Origin of the sequence: Acinetobacter sp. 22323, assembly GCF_052044895.1 — a bacterium.
Classification (GTDB): domain Bacteria; phylum Pseudomonadota; class Gammaproteobacteria; order Pseudomonadales; family Moraxellaceae; genus Acinetobacter; species Acinetobacter schindleri.
In genome coordinates, this window is record NZ_JBQEOL010000008.1 from 12054 (window position 1) to 33674 (window position 21621).

At 42.3% G+C, this 21621-nt stretch carries 21 protein-coding genes; 10 read left to right on the forward strand and 11 right to left on the reverse strand.

All coding sequences use genetic code 11. The features are described 5' to 3' along the window. Positions 1–16: 16 nt before the first annotated feature. The 3 genes from ACTJIX_RS06785 to rpiA form a co-directional block, all read right to left on the reverse strand. On the reverse strand, positions 17–1009 hold the full coding sequence (locus ACTJIX_RS06785) for an aliphatic sulfonate ABC transporter substrate-binding protein (RefSeq protein ID WP_440611315.1): 993 nt from the start codon (positions 1007–1009) through the stop codon (positions 17–19). 208 nt (positions 1010–1217) lie between these two features. Continuing rightward, positions 1218–1904 carry a YgjP family zinc-dependent metalloprotease gene (locus ACTJIX_RS06790; protein WP_406612177.1) on the reverse strand — a complete coding sequence of 229 codons (687 nt, stop codon included), beginning with the start codon at positions 1902–1904 and terminating at the stop codon, positions 1218–1220. Between the two features lie 140 nt (positions 1905–2044). Continuing rightward, complete coding sequence (rpiA, locus tag ACTJIX_RS06795) at positions 2045–2716, reverse strand: ribose-5-phosphate isomerase RpiA (RefSeq protein WP_004894532.1); 672 nt, start codon at positions 2714–2716, stop codon at positions 2045–2047. A gap of 104 nt (positions 2717–2820) precedes the next feature. Between rpiA and ilvA the strand changes: the two genes are divergently transcribed. The 3 genes from ilvA to ACTJIX_RS06810 all read left to right on the forward strand — a co-directional run bounded on the left by ilvA (position 2821) and on the right by ACTJIX_RS06810 (position 6539). Continuing rightward, positions 2821–4359, forward strand: coding sequence for a threonine ammonia-lyase, biosynthetic (ilvA, locus tag ACTJIX_RS06800; RefSeq protein WP_004812768.1), 1539 nt, complete (start codon positions 2821–2823; stop codon positions 4357–4359). 189 nt (positions 4360–4548) lie between these two features. After that, a complete protein-coding gene (locus tag ACTJIX_RS06805; RefSeq protein ID WP_008305208.1) occupies positions 4549–5205 on the forward strand; it encodes a potassium channel family protein in 657 nt (218 codons plus the stop codon). Then, positions 5202–6539, forward strand: a complete 1338-nt coding sequence (locus ACTJIX_RS06810; RefSeq protein WP_008305210.1) for a TrkH family potassium uptake protein — start codon at positions 5202–5204, stop codon at positions 6537–6539. The genes ACTJIX_RS06805 and ACTJIX_RS06810 overlap by 4 nt, the downstream gene beginning before the upstream one ends. A gap of 58 nt (positions 6540–6597) precedes the next feature. Here ACTJIX_RS06810 and ACTJIX_RS06815 read toward each other — a convergent pair whose 3' ends face one another. The 3 genes from ACTJIX_RS06815 to ACTJIX_RS06825 form a co-directional block, all read right to left on the reverse strand. Beyond that, a complete protein-coding gene (locus ACTJIX_RS06815; RefSeq protein WP_008305212.1) occupies positions 6598–7746 on the reverse strand; it encodes a phospholipase A in 1149 nt (382 codons plus the stop codon). A gap of 19 nt (positions 7747–7765) precedes the next feature. Further along, a complete protein-coding gene (locus tag ACTJIX_RS06820; protein WP_440611316.1) occupies positions 7766–10705 on the reverse strand; it encodes an insulinase family protein in 2940 nt (979 codons plus the stop codon). Positions 10706–10870: 165 nt separating this feature from the next. Next, positions 10871–11320, reverse strand: coding sequence for a GNAT family N-acetyltransferase (locus ACTJIX_RS06825; RefSeq protein WP_163168220.1), 450 nt, complete (start codon positions 11318–11320; stop codon positions 10871–10873). A 275-nt stretch (positions 11321–11595) separates the two neighbouring features. Here ACTJIX_RS06825 and ACTJIX_RS06830 point away from each other — a divergent pair, with 275 nt between their 5' ends. From ACTJIX_RS06830 to ACTJIX_RS06840, 3 genes are read left to right on the forward strand one after another with little or no spacing between them, the layout of a single operon-like run. Then, positions 11596–12600, forward strand: coding sequence for an adenosine kinase (locus tag ACTJIX_RS06830; RefSeq protein ID WP_348903956.1), 1005 nt, complete (start codon positions 11596–11598; stop codon positions 12598–12600). A 14-nt stretch (positions 12601–12614) separates the two neighbouring features. Then, entirely contained in the window at positions 12615–12923 is a 309-nt protein-coding gene (locus ACTJIX_RS06835) for a Rieske (2Fe-2S) protein (protein ID WP_008305220.1), read from the forward strand. 20 nt (positions 12924–12943) lie between these two features. After that, the gene (locus tag ACTJIX_RS06840) at positions 12944–13564 is read left to right on the forward strand and encodes an OB-fold-containig protein (RefSeq protein ID WP_076753468.1); all 621 of its coding nucleotides are present in this window, start codon (positions 12944–12946) and stop codon (positions 13562–13564) included. Positions 13565–13624: 60 nt separating this feature from the next. Here the strand turns inward: ACTJIX_RS06840 and ACTJIX_RS06845 are convergent, their stop codons facing one another. Beyond that, the gene (locus ACTJIX_RS06845; protein WP_108675954.1) at positions 13625–14317 is read right to left on the reverse strand and encodes a YidB family protein; all 693 of its coding nucleotides are present in this window, start codon (positions 14315–14317) and stop codon (positions 13625–13627) included. Between the two features lie 102 nt (positions 14318–14419). Then, complete coding sequence (locus tag ACTJIX_RS06850) at positions 14420–14890, reverse strand: DUF6231 family protein (protein ID WP_004894508.1); 471 nt, start codon at positions 14888–14890, stop codon at positions 14420–14422. A gap of 34 nt (positions 14891–14924) precedes the next feature. On the opposite strand from ACTJIX_RS06850, the gene ACTJIX_RS06855 reads away from it, so the two are divergent. After that, positions 14925–15797 (forward strand): DUF2797 domain-containing protein, encoded by an 873-nt coding sequence (locus ACTJIX_RS06855; RefSeq protein ID WP_406612179.1) that lies wholly within the window; start codon positions 14925–14927, stop codon positions 15795–15797. Between the two features lie 198 nt (positions 15798–15995). Here ACTJIX_RS06855 and ACTJIX_RS06860 read toward each other — a convergent pair whose 3' ends face one another. The 3 genes from ACTJIX_RS06860 to ACTJIX_RS06870 all read right to left on the reverse strand — a co-directional run bounded on the left by ACTJIX_RS06860 (position 15996) and on the right by ACTJIX_RS06870 (position 18902). Continuing rightward, on the reverse strand, positions 15996–17861 hold the full coding sequence (locus ACTJIX_RS06860) for a SurA N-terminal domain-containing protein (protein WP_262478725.1): 1866 nt from the start codon (positions 17859–17861) through the stop codon (positions 15996–15998). A 131-nt stretch (positions 17862–17992) separates the two neighbouring features. Further along, positions 17993–18265, reverse strand: a complete 273-nt coding sequence (locus tag ACTJIX_RS06865; protein WP_004279807.1) for an HU family DNA-binding protein — start codon at positions 18263–18265, stop codon at positions 17993–17995. A gap of 157 nt (positions 18266–18422) precedes the next feature. Then, a complete protein-coding gene (locus ACTJIX_RS06870; protein ID WP_004894501.1) occupies positions 18423–18902 on the reverse strand; it encodes a phasin family protein in 480 nt (159 codons plus the stop codon). Between the two features lie 203 nt (positions 18903–19105). On the opposite strand from ACTJIX_RS06870, the gene ACTJIX_RS06875 reads away from it, so the two are divergent. From ACTJIX_RS06875 to ACTJIX_RS06885, 3 genes are all read left to right on the forward strand, one after another. Then, complete coding sequence (locus ACTJIX_RS06875) at positions 19106–19750, forward strand: hypothetical protein (RefSeq protein WP_004812747.1); 645 nt, start codon at positions 19106–19108, stop codon at positions 19748–19750. Between the two features lie 115 nt (positions 19751–19865). After that, the gene (locus ACTJIX_RS06880; protein ID WP_004812744.1) at positions 19866–20339 is read left to right on the forward strand and encodes an Rrf2 family transcriptional regulator; all 474 of its coding nucleotides are present in this window, start codon (positions 19866–19868) and stop codon (positions 20337–20339) included. Between the two features lies 1 nt (position 20340). After that, complete coding sequence (locus ACTJIX_RS06885; RefSeq protein WP_004812743.1) at positions 20341–21558, forward strand: IscS subfamily cysteine desulfurase; 1218 nt, start codon at positions 20341–20343, stop codon at positions 21556–21558. Positions 21559–21621: the final 63 nt, after the last annotated feature.

The window sequence follows — 21621 nt, forward strand, 5'->3', positions numbered from 1 at the left end:
TCGAGGCTCTGGGGCATTATTGAGTGTTATAGAGATCAGATGTTTTGGCATTAATCGTATTAGGAATCAGCTTTTCATTGAAGAATGCATCTGAAATTTTTTGCTGCTCCGGCATATCTTCAATAGTTACGGATTTCACGTTATAACTTCGGTTAGCGTTGGCTTTTAATACCACTTCCTGGGGTAAGTTACCCCATAATGGCGCCAGGATTTTTGCCGCTTCATCCGGATTGGCTTTTACCCAAGCTGCTTTTTCTTTTAAGGTATCAATCACATCATTCAAGATTGCAGGATTTTCCTGAGCAAATTTATGACCAGTTAAGTAGTAACGTGTATAACTTGCTAAACCTTCACCTGAAGCGAGGACTTTTGCATTTTGTACAACTGTACCACTTGAAACATATGGCTCCCAAGTCACCCAGGCGTCTACACCACCATGCTCAAATGCTGCACGGCCATCTGCCGGGCTGAGCCATGCTGGAGTAATATCTGTAAAACTTAAACCTGCCTGATTGAGTGCTGCAATTAACAAGTAATGACTACCCGCAGCTTTGGTTACTGCAATCTTTTTGCCTTTCAAATCCGCAACAGTTTTGATACTGGAATTTTGTGGAATCAAAATTGCCTGTGCATTTGGAGATGCAGTTTCTTTGGCATAATAAGTCAGATTCGCTTTGGCTGCCTGGGCAAATACGGGAACTGTATCTGCCACATCAGCAGTCACATCAACACTACCCACATTAAGTGCTTCAGCCAAAGGCTGACCACTGGTAAATTCATGCCAACTGACTTTGACATTCTTTTCTGCCAGTTTCTTTTCAAGCTCATCCGTTTCTTTTAACAAGGTCATGAGTGTAGAAGAACGCTGGTAACCAATACGCACTGTGTCTGCCGTATAAGCCGTTTTTTCGACTTTTTCTTTTGGTGCTTCTGCCTTATTACATGCAGTTAAAAGCACACTAAAGATTAGCGTGAAAATAAATAATAACCTGGATTGAACCATCCTCATCTACCCCATATGCTGGAAAATACGTTTCTTTGTTTTATGCCGAAAGCAGCTCAGAAACTTTTAATTTTTCAGCATTCTAGAAAAGCAGGTTCTGAATTAAAAATAATCTATTTTCATAAGTGCAGCAGAAATTATTCGAACTCGTTTTTATATAAATTTATGATTTAAATATTATTTTTAAACTATTCCTTATTAAATGATTCTTGCATTAATTCTGACTGACCCACCACCATGGCATAAGGGTATTTTTCAGAATTTTGCGATGGTTTGAATAAGCTGGATCATGTTTCGCCACTTCAGTCCAGAAACGCGGGCTATGATCAAAATGCCGGGTATGTGCCAGTTCATGCACGCAGAGATAACGGACGATATTTTCAGGAAACAGAATAATACCGCTATTCAGCATAATGTCATGTCTGGCAGAACAGCTGCCCCAACGGGTTTTCGGCTGGCGGATATTACAGACATTGAAAGATAATCCTGTTTCCAGACTAACCTGTTCAAGATAAATCGGTAACTGTTGTTTGGCATAGGCAATTACAAAAGTTTTTAAGTAGCTTTCAGGATTTCGATCACTGATATAGAGCATATAGTTTGCATAATCTAGAATAAAATTATGCTTCTGGGCCTGGTATTGAACTGATATTGGCTGATTCAGATTAAATAGCTGCAAGCTAGCAGGTAAACTACGATCAATACTTTGTATTTTTTCCTGCTGGGATTGCCAGGTTTTGAGTAACCAGCTTTCGGCATCATTAATAAAATTCTGGATTTGTTTTTTTGTGCAAAATACGGGTGCAGTCAGGCGAATTTGAGTACCATCCACACGAAGCTTTAAACGTGTTGAGCGAATATTTCGGACAATTTGAATTTCAGGTAAGTCGGATAAGGTCATTTTTATTCTTTTTTAATCTCCGCAAACCCCTCTTTCTCAAAGAGGGGCTTTCAAAAATCTCCCTTCTTGCACTTGTTTTAAAGCAGTGCTTTAAAACTTCGCTCAGGGAGATTTAGAGGGATTTTTTCTAGAAAGTTTAATTAAACCGCAGTACGCTCTTCAATACCGTTATCAGTAGCAACCACAGCAATATCAGCTTTATTTAAGGCAAAGATACCGTTACAAACAACACCTGGAATGTCATTCAAAGTTTTTTCTAACTCTAATGCATTCAAAATATTTAAGTTATAAACATCCAAAATTACATTACCGTTATCGGTGACTACACCTTCACGGTACGCAGGGTCCCCCCCTAAAGCAACAATTTTACGTGCGACTGCAGAACGTGCCATTGGAATCACTTCTACAGGAAGCGGAAATTCACGGCCTAACTGTTCCACCCACTTAGAATCATCGACGATACAAACGAATTTTTTCGCAATAGATGCAACAATTTTTTCACGTGTCAGCGCAGCACCGCCACCTTTGATCATGTGCATATGGCGGTCGATTTCATCCGCACCATCTACATAGGCATCCAGACCGCCTACGCTATTCATATCGACAACTTCAATGCCTAATTTTTTAAGACGTTGTGCAGTGGCCTCAGAACTTGCAACTGCTGCTTCCAATTGAAGCTCAGGCAAAAGTTCGATTAAGAAGTTGACAGTACTTCCAGTACCGACGCCTAAAATGCCCCCTTTTGGTAAGTGCTTTAACGCAGCTTTTGCTGCAGCTTGCTTTTTCTCATCTTGGGTTGCATATAGACTCATGACATCACTCAACTATTTTGGACTTTCGCAGTATTTTTAAACCGCAAAGCCGCGTGGTTTGTTACAATAAGTGCTTATTTTAAACTGTTAGATGGAAAATTAACATGCTGTCTCGTTTGGTTCGACAAATTTTACAAGCAACTGTATACGATGTTGCAATCGAAACCCCACTCGAAGCAGCGCCACGAATTAGCGAACGCTTAAATAATAACATTCGCTTTAAACGTGAAGATTTACAACCGGTTTTTTCATTCAAACTACGCGGTGCCTATAACCGTATTAGTCAATTACCGAAATCACAACTCGAACGTGGCGTTATCACAGCTTCAGCAGGCAACCATGCCCAAGGCGTGGCGCTGTCAGGGAAAAAGCTGGGGATTCGCGCGATTATCGTGATGCCAAAAACCACGCCTGATATCAAGGTTCAAGCGGTAAAACGCTTAGGTGGCGAAGTCGTATTGCACGGTGATTCATTTGATGTTGCCAATAAATATGCGATTCAACGTGCCGAAGAAGATGGCATGACCTTTATTCCACCTTATGACGATGAACTGGTGATGGCCGGTCAAGGTACCATTGCCAATGAAATTTTGCGTCAATGGCGTGATGTGGAATATGTCTTCGTTGCTGTTGGTGGTGGTGGCCTGATTGCCGGTGTTGCAGCGTACTTGGGAGATGTTGCTCCGCATGTCAAAGTTATTCCTGTGGAATATGATGAATCCGCGTGCTTAAAAGCGGCCTTAGAAGCCAATGAACGTGTGATTCTTCCATCTGTCGGTTTATTTGCCGATGGTACTGCGGTGGCACAAATTGGTGAAAAACCATTTGAGGTCATCCGTCTGCAAAAATCAGATAATTCTGGTCCAATTGTTGAACCTGATGTGGTACTGGTCAATACCGATGAAGTCTGTGCAGCAATTAAAGATACCTATGACGAATGCCGTAGTATTGTAGAACCATCTGGTGCAATGGCGTTGGCAGGGATTAAAAAATACGTCGCTGAACACGGCATTCAAGGCAAAAATATCGTGTCCATTGTTTGTGGTGCCAACATGAACTTTGACCGTTTACGCTATATCGCGGAACGTACTGAACTCGGTGAGCGTAAAGAAGCAATCTTTGCCGTGACCATTCCTGAACAGAAAGGCGCTTTCCTGAGTTTCTGTCGTGCCCTGCAAGGCCGTAACATCACCGAGTTTAACTACCGTGCCAGCGATGCAACCGCAGCTCAGGTCTTCGTTGGTATTAGCCTGAAAAATGGCGAAAAAGAACGTCAGGAAATTTATGAAAACCTGAAATTCCAGTATGACGTTGATGATCTGTCTGACGACGAAGTAGCAAAACTGCACATCCGTTATCTGATTGGTGGTCACGCAGACATTGAAAATGAACGTCTGTTCCGTGTCGAATTCCCGGAGCGTCCAGGTGCGTTATTGACTTTCCTTGAACGTCTAGGCCCAACTCATAACATCACCCTGTTCCACTACCGCAACCACGGCGCAGCTGAAGGTCGTGTACTGGTCGGTTTGGAAGCGGAAGATGCAAAACAGAATCCAGACGGTTTGATCGAAACCCTGGAGAGTATCACCTATCCATATGACGAGATTACCAATAACCTGGGTTATCAACGCTTCCTGAAATAATTTCAGATTCTGATATCCAAACAATCAAAACCGTCTTTCGAGGCGGTTTTTTGATATAAGCGAATAAGAACTCAGGTCTTTGATAATATTTATGTAAAGCAAATGGCTGAAATATTAATTAAGCACTAAGATAAACACGTAAATTAATAGAAAGCGCATGTATAAGCGCAGCAACTTTAGGAAAAATACATGGCACTGTTTGCTGTGATCGGTTTAGGAAGTTTCGGTGCCACTGTTGCCACACAACTGATGTCACTCAAACATGAAGTAATTGGCATCGACCTGAATAAAAAATATGTTGAAAGCATTTCAGATGAACTCACCCATGCCGTGATTGCAGATGCCACGGATGAACATGTGCTGGACGAACTAAATGTTCAGAACTGTGAAGCGGTGGTGGTGGCGATTGGTGAAGATATTGAAGCCAGTATTCTCTGCGTCCTACACCTCAAGAATATGGGGGTTAAAAAAATCTGGGCCAAATCCAAGTCCAAAGCTCACCATATGATCCTGACCCATCTTGGGGTGGATAAGATTATTCATCCCGAGGAAGATATGGGTGTTCGGATTGCGCAATCCTTAAGTTATCCGATGGTCAGCCGCTATATGGCGCTTGAGGATGATCGTTATCTGGTCAAAATTGAGATTCATGCTGAACAAAGTGGTATCAAACTCAATCAGCTGATGGATCATGCACCAGAAATTAAAACCATTCTGCATAAGCGTGGCCCCGTGGTGCAATATATCCTCGATCCCCATCTTATTCTTAAAGAAGATGATATTCTGCTTGTTGAGGGTTTGCTGGAACCTTTACGCCGCCTGTCCAAACATTTTAAAAATCTATGAAAATAACTGCTCATAAAAACCGGACCATTAATCTCAGTCCACCCAGCATTATCGCATTGGGATTTCTGGCATTGATTTTGATTGGTTCAATCTTGTTAATACTACCAGTTTCTCATCATGGTGATGTCACCTGGTTTCAGGCTGTTTTTACTGCAACTTCTGCGGTGACCATTACCGGTTTGTCTGTGGTCAATGTCGGAGAAGCTTATACGGTCTTTGGCAAGATCGTAATCATGATTCTCCTGCAATGTGGCGGACTCGGCTTTATGACCTTTGCCATTCTGGCTGCCATGAGTCTGGCGCCCAAAATGGGACTAAGGCAACAAGTCATGGCTCAGGAGTCCATCGGTCAGACCAGCCTGAAAAAAATCAGTACTACCATTAAAGGTGTGTTTCTATATTCGCTGTTCTTTGAAGCAATTGGCACAGTGATTCTGACTATTGCATGGTTACAGGATTACAACTTTGCCCAGGCTTTTTTCTACGCTTCCTTTTATAGTATTTCTGCTTTTAACAATGGTGGCTTTTCCCTGTTCCCGAATAGCCTAATGAGCTTTGCCGATCAGTATCTTATTACCTTCACCATTAGCATGCTGTATATCATTGGCGGCATTGGCTTTCTGGTGTTGATGGATGTACGACAGCATAAACGCTGGCGCAAACTGAGTACTAACAGTAAGCTGATTTTGAGTACCATTGCTGCACTGAATCTTTCTGCCTTTATCCTGATCTGGATTCTGGAAGCTTCTAATCCTCAAACACTGGCATTGATGAGTGTGGGCGATCAGGCGGTCAATGCCTGGTTCCATGCCACAGTACCGCGTTCTTCAGGTTTTAATAGTCTGCCGATGGATCAGCTGACCAATGCGTCCACCTTAGTTACCATGTTCCTGATGTTTATTGGTGGTGGTTCTTTAAGTACCGCAGGTGGCATTAAGGTCGGAACTTTTATCATTGTAGTGATTAGTGTAATTAGCTTCCTACGGCGTGAAGATGAAATTCGTTTATTCAAGCATTCGATTCCAGAGAAAACCACCTTTAAAGCATTGGCAGTGGTCTGTATTACTGCCCTCTTGATTGCAACCGGATTTATGAGTCTGCTTATTCTGGAGCCAGATCAGGACTTTCTGGATCTGCTGTTTGAAACGGTTTCTGCCGCATGTACAGTTGGGTTATCTCGTGGCGTCACTTCTGAATTACAGCCAGCCAGTCTGTTGATTCTGATGCTGTTGATGTTTGCAGGTCGTTTAGGTCCTTTGACCTTGGCCTATTTTATTGCCACACCGAAAAAGAGCCGCCTTAAACATCCGCCTTCAGAAATTCAGGTTGGGTAATTTCGATATAAAACAAAAAATCCACGTCAGCACGTGGATTTTTTGATGATAATGCTTTTTAGAACCAGTTCATCAACGAAACACCCAAGCCGACATACGTCGCCTTATGGTTATAGTCGATCAGGCTTTCACCGTAGCCATCAAACAACTGGAAATGTCCACGCAGACGACCACTGATCGGAAATGACCAGTCAAATTGCGCTGCACCACGACTATCATCACCGCCTTTTAAGGTATGACGCAACATGAGCGAAAAGTCATGATCTTTCCAGCGATAAAATGCAGTCAAATCGCCACGACCGACATAGTCTACGATATCCGGATTGTTATCATCTGGCAGGTCTTCTTCAAAACGATACCAAGGACGTAGCATCAGGGCAAAGTTATTACGCTCAAAGCCCAGATTCAGCATCACCCGGTTCCAGCTACGTGATAGTGGATCCGAACGACCATTGGACTGATGATTAAAGGTCAGACCTAGCATACGCCAGTCCAGACCAAATAAATCGTAATTGGTTCGGAATACAATACTGGCTTCTGGTTCATAATTGGTTTCACGGAATGGACGTGATTCTTCAGAGTTATATACTTGCCAGCGTGAAGACTGGGTATACGCCAGCCAGATATCACCATTATTACCAAAAATATTTTCTACTGCTTTGGTTTTTAGTGAAAGCTGAAACTTGGCTTCCATGGATTTCAGGTTCTGATCTTCTGTTACCGTATTACGTTCATTCGGACTTTCAGGAAACTCATTTTTCTCGGAGGTCCAAAATCCTGGCAATACATACACCGGCTGATAAGAACGGATATTCCAGGTACCCAGTTTACTTTCCGGTGAAAGTTCCCAACGGCTGTCCAATAAAGACAGGTTTGGTTTCAGTGGCGATCCTTCACTGACCGTTACTGTAGAAACAGTTTTATCAATTCTAGCTTTCAGGTTATCGGGTTCAGGCGCAAGTTCAGCAGCTGCGCGGCGTTCAGATACCAGTACCACTCTTTCAGCTTCTGGTACTTTGAACAAAGCATCATAACACGCTAGACGTTCTGCACTGGTTTCTACCGCGGCACAGGCCTCAGCCGTTGCTGGCATCGGACTGCTGGGGATAGTTGTTTGATTTTCTTCTGCATACACCTGCGCCCCACCCATGCAGCCCAGCAAAATGCTCAGCTGCAAAGTTGGGCGCTTAAACGAATTAAGCGCCATTCAATTTTCCTTTTTTCTTTTATTGAACCTGTTGAATCACAAATCCGAGCTGTTCCAGTGCTTCACGTTTTGCTACTGGTGCAACCACTGCACGCGATGGCTGTTGTTCTACCAGATATTGCTGAACCACACGTTTCAGGTCATCCAGCGTCACATTGAGCAGACGTTCACGTAACTGCTTACGGAATGCCGGAGTACGCTGATGCAGGTAAGCATAACAAGCTGTAATTGCCTCACCTGCTGGTGAACCCGGCTTATCCATGCTGGCAATCAGACCCAGAATCGCTTCTTCCAGTTGATGTGGCTGTTGTTCCGCATTTAATAGCCACTGAACACTTGCATCAAAGTCCTTGAAAGTCTCTGCTAAACGTGGATCACGGTAGCTGTAGAAACGGAATGAACAGGCATTACCATCATAGCTGGCACCGCCACCATAAGCACCGCCTTTTTCACGGATCGCACTATGCAGGTATCCATTACGCAAATAACCTGCCAAGACCATCAATGGTGCTGCATCTGGATGAGATACTTCTACTGCCGGATAAGCTGCTGCACAGAACTGAACATTGGCCTGAATCAGCCATGCCTCATCTGCTTCATTCAATACTTTTTCAGTTTGAGCAAGTTGTACCGGATTACGGTCCACAGCAACTTTATCCCAAACATTCTGAACTTCTTCTACCAGATGGTCCGCTTGCGGTTCTTCACAAACCAGTAAGAACTGTTTTGGAGCTTGCAGTAAAATACGATGAATGCGTTTCAGCTCTTCAATCATGGCATCGTAAGCAGCTTCATCTTTCTCAATCTGAGCAACCAGATTCATCAGCCAGTTCAATGCACCAAGACCAGTGTTATGATAATCACGGGTCGCTAAAGCACTGTGCTGACGTGAAGCTACCTGCATCGCATAGCTATGGCCTGAGCCCGAAATACGCGAATGCCAGCGTGTTTTACGCTGTTGCAGCAATTCAATAATACGGCCTTTTTCATCAAAACGAAGCTGCTCAAATCCGGTTTTCAGCAACTGAATCGCTTGCAGGTTATTTACCAGAGATTTAGTTGTGAGCGTTAACCAGGCAGAAATCTTATTCTTGTCATCTACTTTTGAACGTAATGAAGCTCCCATACCCAATCCACCGCTAACAGCAGTCTGGATTTGCTGGAATTCAAGATAATCATATTCGCCCGCACCGACTTCCCCGACCAGAATCGACAGCAGGTTAAAGTATGGTGATTGCACCACTTCATCAGGAATCTGTACCAAGACTTGTTGGTAATAAATACCATTGGTACCAGCATAATAAAGGTTTAATGGCGTATCGATGCCATTGGAAATTACTTCACGCAACTGACCTTGTACGATCTGCATTTCAGCAGGCACATCTTCCAGGCCAACCTTAGGTAACAGGTTCAGGTCATCCGGTGTATCCTGGCGGACTTTTAAAGCTTCAGTCTGCGCAACGATTTCAGCTTTTTGTTCTTCAGTTAGTGTCTTGCCAATTTCTGCCAGTCGTGCTTTTTCCGCTTCAGCTTCTGTGGCAGATTTGGTGGCATCTGGAACCAGTGTCAGTTGCACACGGTGCGGGTTATCAATCAGATGTTCTTTGATCAGATTAGACAGCCACATCGGGTCTTTCAGTTCTTCTTTAACTGCGGCAATTGCAGAATCCACATCCCAGACTTCAACCGGATCACGGTGATGAATTGCGCTACCTAAACCATTCAGGATCAGGCTTAAACCATATGGCGTACCATCACCATTGATTTCACGCTGATGCAATTCAATCTGATGCAGAATCGCATCTACTGCCTGCTGATCTACCGGTTTCGCAGCAATATCTTCCAGAATCTTGAATACGCCATTTTTAAATTCTTCAGCATGTTCTGGATTTGAGCCTTGAACTGCGCAATAGAAAGTTATTTCAAAGTTAGAGTCATCCACCCCCATAAATGGGCCTGTTGCATCTGCATAACCACAGGTTTCCAGATAATGACGTAGTGGAGATGCCGAATCTTCTAACAGGATACCTTCTACCAGACGCATACCCAGACGAAGTTTGATTTCGCTTGCTTCCGGTAATAACCAGGAAATAACGTGATAGGTTTTATCACGTAAATCTTCTGCATCAACTGCATAAGTATCAGTCACCGATACCGGTGCAGACAAACGGGTTTCTGGCGTTGAGTATAAGGTCTCACCCTGTTCAAATTTAGACAGTGCCAAGTTTTCAAACTGTTCTTGCAGTTCATAAGCTGACTTCTTACCAAAGGTCATGAATACCGCATTACTTGGATGATAATGTGACTTATAGAAATCAACTAACTCCTGGTAAGTCAAATCAGGAATATCTTTAGGATCGCCACCTGAGTTGTAATGATAGGTGGTATCCGGGAACAGGTAATGCGCCAGCGTATGATAGAGCTGATCTGAAGGTGAACTCATTGCACCTTTCATTTCATTAAACACAACACCTTTGTAAACCGGTTCACCATTTTCCAGCTCAATACGGATCCCTTCCTGGGCAAAATCCAATGGATTCAAGTTCGCTGCAAAAGCAGCATCCATATATACTTCTAACAGGTTCTGGAAGTCTTTATCATTCTGGGTTGCAAACGGATAAGCTGTCCAGTCTGCCGCAGTAAAGGCATTCATGAACGTGTTCAGGGAACGGCGAATCATCAGGAAGAATGGATCACGTACCGGAAATTTTTCTGAACCGCAAAGCGCGGTATGTTCAAGAATATGTGCTTCGCCTTTAGAATCCATTGGCTGCGTACGGAAAGCCACTAAAAAGACATTTTCATCGTGATTGGTCGCCAGGTGATAATGAATGGCGCCGGTCACATTATGTTTATATTCAGACACTAAAATGTCTAAAGCTTCAACATGGTGTTGACGTACCAACTGAAACGCAGGATGTACAGTTTGTGAAATGGTTTCAGTGACATCTACAGTCATGCGATCTCCTAATTTTTAGATAAAAAACAACTGATCGCATTATAGCTTTAGTTTTTGTTATTATTCACGCTGAAAACCGATCATTTTGATCGAATTAAGTAAACTTGGTCATTCAGAAAATGAATCACCAAGTTTATGAACCGTATTTGTTAAATTGAAAATCGGCTAGATCAGATATTTAAAGTAATTATAATTCGGATGGTTTTCGACAAACACATAATTTTGCTTCTGGTAAAAGCTCGCCGCCAGTTTGGTTTCAGTATGCAGGCAAAGTGCAGAATAATGCGGACGTGCTAACTGTTCCAGATAAGCCAGTAATTGCTTGCCTACTCCATGCTGGCGATATTTCGGATGTACATAGAAACGACGTACACGGCCAATACGCTCTTCCACACCATCTGGTCCCCATTGCTGGTTCAAACCGCCACAAGCAATCAGCTTGTCTCCATCATAAGCCACAGCAAGATATTCATTATCTTTACTGAAGGAGTTTTTTCCTGTGCGATATTCTTCAACTAATTTCTCAATTAAATCATAGCCTTCCTTTTTTGCCAGAGCAGCAAAAGTTTCGATTTGATCTGGTAATTGCTCGGCTTTTACGATTTTAATATCCATATATACACACTGTCAGAAATTGTAGTCTCGGCTCAACCCGCATTTGCATGAATATGCAGTTACAGGTGATATAACACTTATAAATAAAATCCGCTATTTAAATCAATGGCACGACCGCAGGATTACGAAATTTATCTGCTTTAATTCGACCAAAGTGCGAAATGAATGCCTTACAGCATACCCTAAAACTTTTTGAAAATGATTCAACACCCTATAGCAAACCTGAGCATTCGTGTAAACTTATGACTTTCGTTTTTTGAATGTGACTCTCTGACATGGCAAATGTTGATCTTTTTGCAATTGGTAATGCGCTAATTGACCAGGAATTTAAAGTATCTGACGACTTTTTAACTGCACACAACCTGCAAAAAGGCACCATGCAACTGACTGATGGTGAAACACAAGCTGCGCTGTATGAGAACCTGAAAGCCACGCAAAACTATAAAGGCCAGGCTTCTGGTGGTTCAGCTGCAAACACGACTGTGGCTTTTGCTGCGCTCGGTGGTTCAGCTTTCTATGCCTGCCGTGTCGGGAATGATGGTCTGGGTCAAATCTACCTGGATGGTTTAAATGAAGCCGGCATACAAACCACAACCCGTTCAATCAGTGAAGGGGTTACTGGTACCTGTATGGTACTGGTAAGTCCAGATTCAGAACGTACCATGCATACTTATTTGGGGATCACTGCGGAACTGACTGACGTTCAAATTGATTTCACACCTCTCAAAACTGCAAAATGGCTATATATCGAAGGTTATCTGTCGACTTCAGAGACTGCTCGTCATGCTGTAGAACAGGCACGTACTATTGCCCGTGCCAGTGATGCGAAAATTGCTTTAACCTTGTCTGATCCAGCCATGGTGCAATATGCACGTGCCGGCCTGGACGAAATGATTGCAGATGGCGTAGATCTATTGTTCTGCAATGAACAGGAAGCTTTGATGTACACTGAGACTGAAACGATTGAAGCCGCTTTAGTTAAATTGCAAGAAATCAGCCAACACATTGTCATTACATTATCAGCCAAAGGCGCGTTGATCTGCAATGAAGGTCAAAGCTTTACTGTACCGGGTCGTGCTGTAACTGCAGTTGATACCAATGGTGCTGGTGATGCCTTTGCCGGTGCTTTCCTGTATGCACTGAATGCAGGCCTAGGCTGGAAAGTTGCAGCTGAATTGGCAATTCTGATTTCAAGTCAGGTGGTTTCACAATTTGGCCCACGTCTGGCCATTGCTGACTATGCTGCGTTATTGGAAAACTTCCAAAAGGAATGCGCTTAATGTTTAAAATTTGCATGACCGAAGACATCCCGGAACGTGAAGCACGTTCTTTTGAAACACCAAATGGCGACACCATTTTCATTACTCAACGCGATGGTATGTTCTATGCTTACCAGAACCTGTGTCCACACTTGCAGGTTGAACTGGAGTTTCTGGAAAACCAGTTTCTAGATCGTGATCAGGAATTTATTGAGTGTTCAACCCATGGTGCTTTATTCCTGGTTGAAACCGGAGAATGTATTTCTGGTCCATGTCAAGGTCAAGCACTTGAAAAAGTAGAGATTAACGTGCATTCTGATGGTGGGATTTACCTCACAGAATAACTCTGAAATTGGACGCTACCATGCCGGCATTTTTCGTAGACTATAACTTGATGCCTTTTCATTTAAGTTTATTCGCTGTGATTTTGCTGGGCGTGGTAGAAACCTTAGGTTATTTATTTAAAATTCGCCCGACGAAATTTTTGAAACAGATTTCCCCTTTCTACTTCCGCAATCTCGACCTGCTTAATGTTAAATTTTCGAAAATTTTAATTGTATTTTTCCTGCTGATGAATTTCAGTGTTGCCGGTTATGTGCTGCAACTGCTGATCTATTCTCAAGAACAGGAATTTCTACCGGCGTATTACCTGATTATTCCTGCGCTGATTATTGCGATTTTCTTTACAGTATTTATGATTCACTGTCTGGATCAGGTGATTCCACCTAAATACAAAAAACATCATGTCAATCTGATTGGCCGTCTGGCAACCATTTCCAGTGGTAATGCCCGTCCCGGATTTTCAGCTCAAGCCCGCGTAAGGGATGAATTTGGTCAGCTACATTATGTGCAGGTCGAGCCGGAATTTGGTGAGCTGGAATTTCAATCTCAGATTATTTTGATACGTCTGCGCAAATCACATTATGTGGCCAAAAAAATCAGCAAATCTAATCGTCTGTTTAGCCTGGATTTGGAACACTCATAATTTATAAAAATACAAAAAAACCCGGCATTTATAGCCGGGCTTTTTTTAAAGAAATTTCATTTAACGCTTTAAGAAACCTGAAACCATATTCAGGACATTCTGAATATCATTATTGGCTTCCTGCTTGCTGGTTTGCTCACCCTGCGGAGTTAATGAATCAATTATCTGCGGTAAGACTTTAGAAATAGCACTATATACATCTTGCTTTGGGGCATGCACCTGCTCAGCCACCTGTTCTACTTCCTGATCATCAAATAATAGCTGTAACTGCTGGTTATCCACGGGCGCATTCTCACCAGGACCTGTAGACACCCAGTCATCAACCTGACTGTTTAAGCCTTGACCTTTAAGCTTATCCAGTGCTCCCTGTAAACCACCCTGCTTTTGAATCCAGGCAAGTACCAATGGCAATACGGCAATAAGTAAGGTCTTGGTTCCACCTGCTCCGAATCCTGATGATCGAGGTTGCTGATGCGTCTGCTGATTTGGCTGCTGCTGTGGCTGACCAGCACCACCCAGTTGACTCAGTACAGAACCTAAAATCTCGCCCAAGCCGCCTTGCTGGGATTGACCAGTTTGATGCGTATTACCCGGATTTAACTGTCCAAGTACGGTACCAAGAATTCCACCCAACCCACCTTGTGACTGTTGCGACTGGTTTTGGGATTGATGCTGATTGGTATTCTGCTGTTGCTGACTACCGCCTAAGGCCTGCTTGGCCAGCATCTCTACAATATTACTGAGGTTTGTCATACTGCTTATCCTGTCAATCTTTCTTACAGCATACGTGCTGAACAGAAGGTTGAAATGGATGAATATGTTAATATTTGCAATGAAATTTAGTAGATTTTTTCCTTACCAGCGGAACTTATTCCAATTTTCCGGATTGGCCCAGAATTTGGAATTAAACCAGTCTGGTACATGCTTATAAGTCAGAATATTAAATTGCCATAGGGCAAAGTCGGCTTTATGTGTTGTTTTATCAATAAGTTGGGTTAGTCCTAAAGAACGGAGTAGTTTCTCATCCTGCAAACGGCTTACTACGACCAAACGTTTTGCAAATAAGTCACGCAGCTTGACCAATATCTGACTGATCAATTGATCTGATAACTCACTCGTTTCAGGTGTATCTAGCATCACTACTCCCAGATCATAACGTTGCTGAAAAGGCAGACTTAAAAAGTCAGATACGCTAAAATAATGCCATTGAATGGACTGATTAAACTTGATTTGGGTCAAATCCTGACCAATACAAATCGCAGTTTTTATGGGCTGTTCCTGCGCAAAATCGTCTAGCATCGAAGTGATGACATTCTGTTCAGCCATAACAGCATCCTTATGATTTAAGTGAGTAATTTATATGGAACTTCAAGGCATTTGCCATAAAATGCATGCCGGTCTCAAGAACCTTAGTGTAACTGATCAAGATATACACAGGGCAAATGTTGAATATAAATTCATATTAGATCGTTCAGAAATTGATCTTCCATTTAGTCTGGGTCAAGAAATCGAGATCGAATGGACCGGTAATATCTACTGCGTGTCTTGTGGTACCAAAACATCAAAATCATTTTCTCAAGGTCACTGCTTCAAATGCTTTAAAACCAAAGCATCTTGTGACATGTGTATTATGAAGCCTGAGAGCTGCCATTATCATTTGGGTACTTGCCGTGAAGACACCTTTGCGCATGAAGTATGCTTCCAGCCTCATATTGTATATTTAGCCAATTCCAGTGGACTTAAAGTCGGAATTACCCGTGTCAACCATATGCCAGGACGCTGGCTGGATCAGGGTGCAACGCAAGCCTTACCCATCATGAAAGTAGGTTCTCGTCGTCTTTCAGGTCAAATGGAAGTCATGTTCGGCACCCGGGTTGCCGATAAAACTGATTGGCGCAAACTGCTTAAAGGTGAAGCTGAGCCCCTTAACCTGATTGATATCCGTGATCAGCTTCTGGATGAATTCGAACCGCAAATTACCAATATTCGTGATGAATTCAGCATGAGTCTGGACTTTAATGAAAATGTCGAAATTCTGGAGCAAGAACGCCCACGCGAGTTTATTTATCCGGTAGAAAGCTATCCTGAAAAGATCAAATCACATAATCTGGATAAAACCCCAGTGATCCGTGGCAAATTACAAGGTATCAAAGGCCAGTACCTGATCCTGGATACCGGTGTTATTAATATCCGTAAATATACCGGCTATGAAATTAAGGTTCGTGCTGAGTAAATCGAACTATTTAAAAAAGCGGGATAAAATGTCCCGCTTTTTTATTTACTCATCAGGGAATTTACTACCAAAATTTAAAACACATTTCAGTATTTCAATGCCTCCTTGACTCTAAAGATGGCGCTCTTATAGAGCAAAAACTTTCCCAGAAAATAAAAAAACCGGCTCGAAAGCCGGTTTTTTTTAAAGGAAAATCTGTTATTTGATTTTCGCTTGCGATTTCAGATAACGCGTATAATCATCAAATTCTTGCTGACCACGTAACTGGGCATAAAGTTTTGCCAGTTCAGTACGCTGTTCTTCGCTTAAGACATCAATCGGATTCTTCTTCACTTCAGATACAGCAACTACTACCAGCTCATTAGGCAAGCTTGCAGTCGTCACAGACCAGAATCCAGCTTTAGGTGCTTTCAGGCTAAATGCTGCACGCTGTACATCACGTTTTAGCAAGCCTTCAGCACGGGTATAGATACCCGCATCTTCAAACACCAGATTACCTTTTGCTACAGAAGCAGCAGGTTTGGTCTTAAACTCATCCAATGATTTCTGAATCTGGGCTTTTGCAAGAGCTCGCGCTTTTTCTTCAATCAATTCTGCTTTAACACGTGGTTTCGCTTCCGCCAGTGATTGCTCACCTGCTGCATGGTAATCACGCACTTTCACCCAAGCTACATCACCGTTTGCCAACTGTATGCTAGATGATACATTACGGTCACCATTCTTCACATCGTCATTGAACAGCTTCACTTTCACATTGGCATCACTGAGTAATGGATCCCGTGTAGACAATGTCACGCCTTTGGCTGATTGTACGCGAACACCTTTAACTTCTTGTGTTACCACATCCAGTGAGTCACTGCTGACCACCATATCATTCAGGCTATTCACAGTATCAGAGAATGCATTTGATTTTTTAGAAGCCAGCACCTCTTCAGTCAGACGTGCTTTTTGTGATTCAAATGATAGCACAGCTACATCAGGTGCCTGTACAGCAATGATGTGATAACCATAATCTGTTTTCACGGGTGCAGAAACCTGACCAGATTGTAATGAAGCAACAGCTTTATCAAAAGCATTACCGAACACACCCGCTTCATAAACTGCGATTGCACCGCCTTTGGCCTTAGATTCAGGATCTTCTGAATACTGAGCTGCAGCCTGAGCAAATGTTGTACCCGCCTTGATCTTAGCTGCTACATCTGTTGCGAGTTTTTGCGCTTCAGCTTCAGAACGGTTATCCGCAGTGATCAGGATATGTTTCACTTCTGGCTTAGCAGTCGATTTTTGCGCCGCGACAAAACTGTTATAGGCATCTTGTAGTTCGGCATCGGTTACCGTAACAGCAGCGGTATTAATATCACCCGCTTTTAAAACTACGTAATCTACATCCACACTTGTTGGCTGCTTGAATACAGTCTTATGCTTTTCATAGTAAGCTGCAATTTCTGCATCAGTCACCTTAACGTTTTTCTTGTAGTTCTCAAGATTAACACTGGCAATATGCACATGACGCTGTTCAGTCTGCAAGTCAGCAATCTGCTGAATTTCCAGTTTACTAACCAATGGATAGTCAATAAATGTAGATGACAACATTTTAAGAGCATGGTCAGTGCGCAGGCTTGCAATCAGCTGCTGGCTGTTCATGCCTACAGAGCGCAAATAGTTTTCATAGAGCGCATTTGAAAATTGACCATTTTGCTGGAAACTCGGTTGCTGAGCAATCATTTGCTCAATTTGCTGATCACTGAGGCTGATGCCCAGGTTTTCAGCTTGTTGTAGCAAAACTGTACGTGCAACCAGCGTATCCATAGCTTTTTGATCAATGAATGCCTGATTTAATAATGTTTCATCGCCATTGGCATAACTGAGATATTGTTCTTTGAATGATTTTGTCAGAGATTCCAATTCTTTTTTAGAGATATCTGTGCCATTTACCGTCTTGGCTGTATCTTTGTTCCCACCACTAAAATATCCTTCAATACCTACAAGCGCTAAAGGGGTCAAAAACAGAACGAGCAAGACCTTGCCCAGCCAACCCTTAATAACTTTACGAAAAGATTCCATAAGTATTCCAATATTTTATTTGCATGGGATTTTACCCGAAAAAACCCACTGAATGAATGTGTTAATCCTGACTATTTAATTAATCAATAAAAAAACGCGCCTAGTGAGGCGCGTTTGGTTGCTGTTGGCGATTAAGCTACAGCGTCTTTCAAGCCTTTACCAGCTTTGAAGCTAGGTACTTTGCTTGCTTTGATTTCTAGCGTAGCACCAGTTTGTGGGTTACGGCCAGTACGTGCAGCGCGTTCTTTAACGCCGAAAGTACCAAAACCAACGAGAGTAACTGTATCACCTGATTTTAGCGCTTCAGTAACAGAAGCAATTGTAGCATCTAAAGCCTTACCAGCGTCAGCCTTAGATAATCCCCCTTTCTCTGCAATTGCATCAATTAATTCTGATTTATTCATGAAAATTACGTCCTCTTAATATCGTTTATTTAAGGTCCAAGAATTTGTTTAAATTGCCATAGCGACTTTATAACAATGGTTTAGGGCTAAACGCAATACTCTTCGACCTCTTTTTTTTTAAAAAATAAGCGAAAAAAACATTGAATAATGAATAAAGTCACTTTCGTTGTGATTTTTTAGACAATTCATCCTGTATTTTCCCCTGTTCTTCCATCAACTGATCGACTTTAGCATGCAGCTGCAGGATCAGTTTTTCTAGATGCTGTACGTCCTTCAGCGTCACTAATCCTATACGATTCAAGGAATGATGAACAGAGTGATCAATTAATTTTTCAACTTTATCTTTGGTATCTGTGACAGACTCTTTGGCCTTTTCTGAGACTTTTTCGACAGTTTGGTCGGCAATGTCAGTCGTTTTGGATTCAAGCTCTTCTCCCACCTTGACCAAAGAGTCGAATAATTTATTGCCTTCTTCTTCGGCACGAGAGAATGCACCCAGTCCAGCCAGCCAGATTTGTTTGGTATATTTTCGAAAGTCGAGGACCGACTTACGCTCTGATCCTGATCTCGACTTAGCTTTTGATGTTTTTTGTTCTGTTTCCGGAATTGCATCCTGTGCCGCTTCAGATTTGTCCATGTGCACGCCTCCTGATTATTTTCTATGCAAATTTTATATAGAAATCTACAAAATTACAGCATATTAGCAAATTTAATACTTGCCAGTTTTGCTAAACTGTTCTACAAAGCAATTTATTTCATGTTTTAAGTTTAATCCCTGAAATATCAATTAGGCAGGATGCTTTATATTTCAAATTTTTCAGGAAAGGATTGGTTGTATCTATGAGCGAATCGCAGCAAAGTCAAAAGCAGCCGCACTTATTGCTGACAATGACTTTAATTGTTTTAGAAACGATTTTCACTTTTATTCTAAAACATGATCGCGTTGTTGCATTACAAGCTAAAAAGTTTATTGATGAAAATATTGCTATTAAGATTAATAGTTATATTCCTTATTTCGACTTTTATGTGCAGTTTACCGATAAGGGTCTGCTATTTGACCATAAAGCGCCAAATAAAATCATTGACCTTGATGTGCGTACTAATCTGTCCGATCTGATCAAAATCTTTATTTTTGGCAATCGTCGCAGCATTAAGGCTATGCGTATTGATGGCAATCAGATCCTGAAAGACGAATTCCGTGATCTGCTGACCCTGTTTGCCCTGCCGAAACTGCTTGCTGACTGGAAACAGTGGCTGTATGAACCAAGAGACGAGTCTGAAGTCGTTACTTCACGTAATCGTCTGGCCCCACTTCTAGATAAAATTGACCAGCAACGTTCTAAAATTAATACCCTGCAAGTGGAAGTTAAGCAGTATGAAAACCGGATTCGACGCATGCAACGTCGTCAGAAGCAAATTAATATAATCTTTGGTCTTATTACCGTAGGTTTAATTACGTTATTAGTATATAATTGGCTTGCTTAATAAAGCCTTCTTTTTGGTACGATTTAACGTTTCATTTTGCATAATAAAAAAACTTGACTATTTTAGTCAGGATTCTTAAAATCGACACATCTAGTCTAACCATGTGTATCGAATCATGCGCTTAACCACTCGCGGTCGCTACGCAGTGACTGCTCTTCTTGATCTAGCTTTGCAGCCAACTGAACAAACGATCACGCTTGCTGAAATTGCAGCTCGTCAAACTATTTCCGTTGCCTATCTTGAGCAGTTATTTGCGAAACTAAAACGTCATGGCTTAGTTTCAAGTGTCCGTGGTGCCAATGGTGGTTATCATCTGGCGCGTAATGCTCAAGACATCACTGTGTTAGAAATCATTGAAGCTGTAAACGAAACTGTTGATGCCACTCGCTGCGACCATAAAGGCAATTGCCAGAATGGTGCGATGTGCTTGACTCACGATTTATGGCAGGAACTCTCCCACCACATTGCCGATTATCTCGCAAAAATCTCGCTTGCTGACCTCGTAGCACGTGACAACGTTCAAACCGTTTCACTTCGCCAAAATTCAGCATCTTTTGATTCAGCTCTTTTATCGGTTACAGGTATTTGACATGAAACGTCCGATTTATCTTGACTATGCAGCAACCACTCCTGTAGACCCTCAAGTTGCAGAACGCATGATGGAATGCTTAACTTTCGAAGGTACCTTCGGTAATGCTGCATCTCGTTCACATGCATACGGCTGGCAAGCGGAAGAAAAAGTTGAATACGCACGTGAACAGGTAGCTAACCTTATCAAAGCTGACCCACGTGAAATCGTATGGACTTCTGGTGCGACTGAATCTGACAACCTTGCCCTAAAAGGTGTAGCTCAGTTCTATGCATCTAAAGGTAAACACATTATTACGTCTAAAATTGAACATAAAGCAATTTTGGATACATGCCGTGAGTTAGAGTCTGAAGGCTTTGAAATTACTTATCTGGAACCACAACCAAAAACTGGTTTGATTACACCAGACATGGTTGAAGCTGCAATTCGTCCAGATACCATTCTTGTTTCCCTGATGATGGTAAACAACGAAATTGGTACCGTAACGGATGTTGCTGCAATTGGTGAAATCACTCGTGCCAAGAAAATTTTCTTCCACGTAGATGCTGCCCAGGCTGCAGGTAAAGTTGAAATCGATCTTTCTCAACTGAAAGTCGACTTGATGAGTTTCTCTGCACACAAAATCTATGGTCCTAAAGGTATCGGTGCCCTTTTTGTACGTCGTAGCCCACGTGTACGCCTGAAAGCACAAATGCATGGTGGCGGTCACGAACGTGGCATGCGTTCTGGTACGCTTGCGACTCACCAGATCGTAGGTATGGGTGAAGCATTTGAACTTGCAGGTAAAAACTTGCATTCTGAACAAGCGCGTTTACGTGTACTTCGTGACAAACTTTGGAATGGTTTACGTGACCTTGAACAGGTATTCCTGAATGGCCACGAAACTTATAACGTTGCGAACTACCTGAACGTGAGCTTCAACTTTGTTGAAGGTGAATCACTAATGATGGCTCTGAAAGATGCAGCAGTATCTTCAGGTTCAGCATGTACCTCTGCAACACTAGAACCGTCTTATGTTCTACGTGCATTGGGCCTATCAGACGAACTTGCACACAGCTCAATCCGCTTTAGCTTTGGTAAATACACCACTGAAGAAGATATTGATCATGTACTTGAAGTCACTAAAGCTGCTGTTGAGAAGTTACGTGAACTTTCTCCGCTTTGGGATATGTACAAAGAAGGTATCGACCTTTCTACAGTTGAATGGGCTGAACACTAATCTTGTATCGAAGATAACAGCATTTATGTTGTTATCTCATTGATAAAAGTTTTTTAATCCCCA